At 34.6% G+C, this 3,880-nt stretch carries 3 protein-coding genes; 1 reads left to right on the top strand and 2 read right to left on the bottom strand.

Going from position 1 to position 3,880, the window contains the following annotated elements; all coding sequences use genetic code 11:
* Positions 1 to 480: 480 nt before the first annotated feature.
* Both Q4496_RS17780 and Q4496_RS17785 read right to left on the bottom strand, forming a co-directional pair.
* Positions 481 to 1,053: a hypothetical protein gene (locus tag Q4496_RS17780; protein ID WP_215972905.1), complete on the bottom strand. Its 573-nt coding sequence runs from the start codon at positions 1,051 to 1,053 to the stop codon at positions 481 to 483.
* Between the two features lie 172 nt (positions 1,054 to 1,225).
* Entirely contained in the window at positions 1,226 to 2,185 is a 960-nt protein-coding gene (locus Q4496_RS17785; protein WP_303610959.1) for an HPP family protein, read from the bottom strand.
* Between the two features lie 298 nt (positions 2,186 to 2,483).
* Here Q4496_RS17785 and Q4496_RS17790 point away from each other — a divergent pair, with 298 nt between their 5' ends.
* Positions 2,484 to 3,329 carry a LysR family transcriptional regulator gene (locus tag Q4496_RS17790; protein WP_215972907.1) on the top strand — a complete coding sequence of 282 codons (846 nt, stop codon included), beginning with the start codon at positions 2,484 to 2,486 and terminating at the stop codon, positions 3,327 to 3,329.
* The last annotated feature ends 551 nt before the right edge of the window (positions 3,330 to 3,880 follow it).

Genomic DNA, 3,880 nt, shown 5'->3' on the forward strand with positions numbered 1-3,880 from the left:
ACGTGTATTGTGATCAGGCGACTGAAGTCGCCCCTACAAAATGTTCGACGACGGAGTCGAATATTATCACCGTAGGGGCGAATTTATTCGCCTAATAATGGGACATAACATAATACCAATGTTATTGGCGTGTATTGTGATCAGGCGACTGAAGTCGCCCCTACAAAATGTTCGACAACGGAGTCGAATATTATCACCGTAGGGGCGAATTTATTCGCCTAATATTGAGATATAACATAATGAAGAGTTATTGACGTGTATTGTGATCAGGCGACTGAAGTCGCCCCTACAAAATGTTCGACGACGGAGTCGAATATTATCACCGTAGGGACGAATTTATTCGCCTAATAATGAGATGTATCATAATGAAGAGTTATTGGCGTGTATTGTGAACAGGCGGCTATAAATATATTATAAAATCGAAAATCTATTAAAAAGTTAACACTTTATTACTAAAGACTAGTATTCATTATCGTCGCTTTATTCAAATATCTGTTGATACCATTTGTCCATAGATTCAAATAATTCTATCGTCGCCTTTCTACTCGGCTCAAGGAACTCATCACTAGACTTTTCTAAGCGATTTAACATATCACTACTACTATCTTTTACATTATTCCAAGCCTCATTCGCAAAGTTCGCAGAATCTTGTTTTCCTTGTTCTAAGCAGGCTTGCATATCAAACTCTTCTTGAGTATCAAATAGAATATTGGCATCTTCATTTAATACCTGTTTATCATCACAATATTGACTTATCTCTAAATAAGTTAACGTACCAATAACAGCAACGGTGCCAATGGTTGCAGCAGAAGCAGCCGTTATCGCTACTTTTTTTCCTGACCGCTTAATAAAACGCTTTGACACATTAGCACTTTTTACTTTATGTCTGGTTTGCATCTTTTGCATAATTTTTTTGGAATGGGTTAAACTTGCTAAGCTTTCAATAGGCACAGCCGCATAGCCAAATAATGAAAAAAGACTAGTAAAAAAGAATTTAACCGCGATAAAAGCAAAAAAAGAGATAACAAAAATAGTAGAAAATACAGATTTCATAACCTTAGCCCTACACTGATTATTTAATAGCTTAAGTAATACTAACATTAACTTAGCTTTTAAAATAATTGTACAAGAAAAGTTATAATTAATTTAAAGATCTTTCATTAAAAATATTGATTGTTGTAACTAAGACTTAAATCTACATAAATTTTTATGGCCATTATCTTACTTATGTAGACTCACAGCCTGCTCGATTAAGTAAAACACCTTTTTTTACCCAAGTGTTATTTTTAGCCATCACTTCTAGCCTAGCCCAGTTTTGAAACTCTTTTATACTACAATTTTTAGAAACTGAAGGCGTATTTCCTACGACAGTTTGATAGGTTACTTTTTTGTCATCTATGTCACGTACTTCACGTACAGACCAATTTTTACCTAATGCACCGTTACTATAAAAACAATTTTTATTTACCGGTATTTTACTCTTATTTATATTTTGAGCTGCATTATCTAATGCTAAATCAAAAATCAATGCCAGCTCTTCTGAACTAACATCAATATATGAATCTAAATGAATTAAAGCTGCACTGAAGTCTTCATGACTTAAGTTATTGGATTTATTTTCAGAGTGGAAACTGTGAAAATAAAAATATGCTGGATATCGACGCCAATAAAATAAATTATTAAAAATGACACCACTAATTAAAATAACAACAAGATTAAAAGATAATACTTCAAAAATGAGAGCAAAGTTAAAACTATGTTCTTGCCCTGACAATATGATAAATAAGGCGGTTGCCGCACCAGGAGGATGAATACTACGTGTCAAATACATAATAACAATAGCACCACCAACAGCCAGTGAACTAGCCAGAATAACATCAGGAATATAAAGTAGTGCCAAATACCCCACTACAGCAGAAAAAATATGACCACACACAATATTCCAAGGCTGTGATAAAGCACTGTGTGGGGTAACAAAAATTAGAACTGCTGTTGCTCCTAAAGAAGTAAATAGGATATGACTATGCGGATCGGTTAATGCCGAACTTGTGATGATATAACTACAATATATCCCTATGATACTACCAATACTAGAAATTATTTTTTCATAAAATGAGGTATTAGATGTTTCAATTCCTATCATTTTAATAATATGAGTAAATACCTTAAATTTTTTAATTTCCACCTAAGCCTTACTCCCACGGCTAGATGCTAAGACTAAAACATAAGAGAACTTAAACGCTAATCCAGTTAAGATAAGTGTGAAATGCCAAAACATAGTCCAACCCAGTGAAAGTTCAATTAATGAAACAAACAAAATATAAACAGCTACTAGCACAACTAGAAATGTTAATACCATGCTAAAAACACCTAATTTATACATTTAATTAACTCTCAAAACTAAAATCTGTGTAAAGGATAATAAAAGTTAAAACTTATGTATAATGAATAATAACCATACTTAACTTCAATTATTTTTATACATGGACATAATACTTGCTAAAACATTTTTAGAAATAATGAGCACGGGTACATTTGTTGAAGCTGCTCGTCGATTACATATAACTCAAACCGCCGTAACCACTAGAATAAAAAACTTGGAAAGCCAGCTAGACTGTAAATTATTTATAAGGAATCGCTCAGGCGCGCAATTAACAAGAGAAGGAGAAGTATTTTCAACATATGCTTTAACACTTGTACAAACATGGCAAAAAGCGCAGGATCAACTGAAGCTACCTATGAATTTAACAGAATCAATTCATATTGGAGCAGATATCAGTTTATGGAATCCAATCATGATCGAGTGGTTAGAAGAGATTACAGCTACTCTACCAAATATAAACGTGCATATCGAAGTAGATAAAACGGCAGGGTTGATCAAAAAATTAAAAGAAAATAAACTGGATGCTATAGTAGTTCATCTACCGAATTACTTTTCAGGATTGGTTGTTGAACAAATAGTCGAAGAAAAGCTTATACATGTTCGTTCAACCATCACCCCCTCCCCTTATTTATTTATCGATTGGGGGGACGACTTTAAAAACCAATTAGATTCAGTATTACCCTTATCACGTCAGGCTACTCTCAGTTTTAATCTAGGACCAATGGCATTAAAATATATATTGAAAAATGGTGGTAATGGATACTTTAGAACTCGCGTAGTGGAACCTCATTTACAATCAGGAAAACTTGAAAGAGTACTAAACTCACCAGAATTTTCTTATCCAATTTATGTAATCTATCAAGAAGATAATATGAAAGAAACTTTACCTAATGTGATTACCTGCCTCAATCAAAGTTTTAACAATAATAACTCATGGTTAATTTAATATATAAAAATCAAATTTTACGCCTGACAGTAAAAAGGCCTTCCCTTATATAATAAAGAGTAAAGCTTAACCATGTTCTTTACCCACCTGGGCTTAACTAGCATAAGCCACACTACCTTGGGAGTGATATTGATGTATATATGTACTTGTTCTGTGTTTATTTATTAAAACCCAGACAGCAAAAAGCCCGACTCTTTTGAATCGGGTTTCTCTAAATAGAAGTTTAGCAATGTCCTACTGACGTGCATGGATGCACTAATGCCGTGAGTGCAGGATGCACAGGAACGGTCTCACATAAAGAGAAGAACACCCACACGCTTATACCTTCGAGCGCTACTGCGTTTCAGTTCTGAGCGCCGCGGCAGTATGAACGAATTCCCTACATGGATGTAGGAAATTAGAACAACGCAGGAGCAGTTGTCGAGGAGTCAGGTAACTTTATCTCTGAAAGCAAAAAACCCGTAGCATCAGCTACGGGCTTCTCTAAATAGAAGTTTAGCAATGTCCTACTCTCACATGGGAACTCCCACACTACCATCGGCGCTACTGCG

The organism is Colwellia sp. 5_MG-2023, assembly GCF_030547795.1.
Lineage (GTDB): Bacteria > Pseudomonadota > Gammaproteobacteria > Enterobacterales > Alteromonadaceae > Colwellia.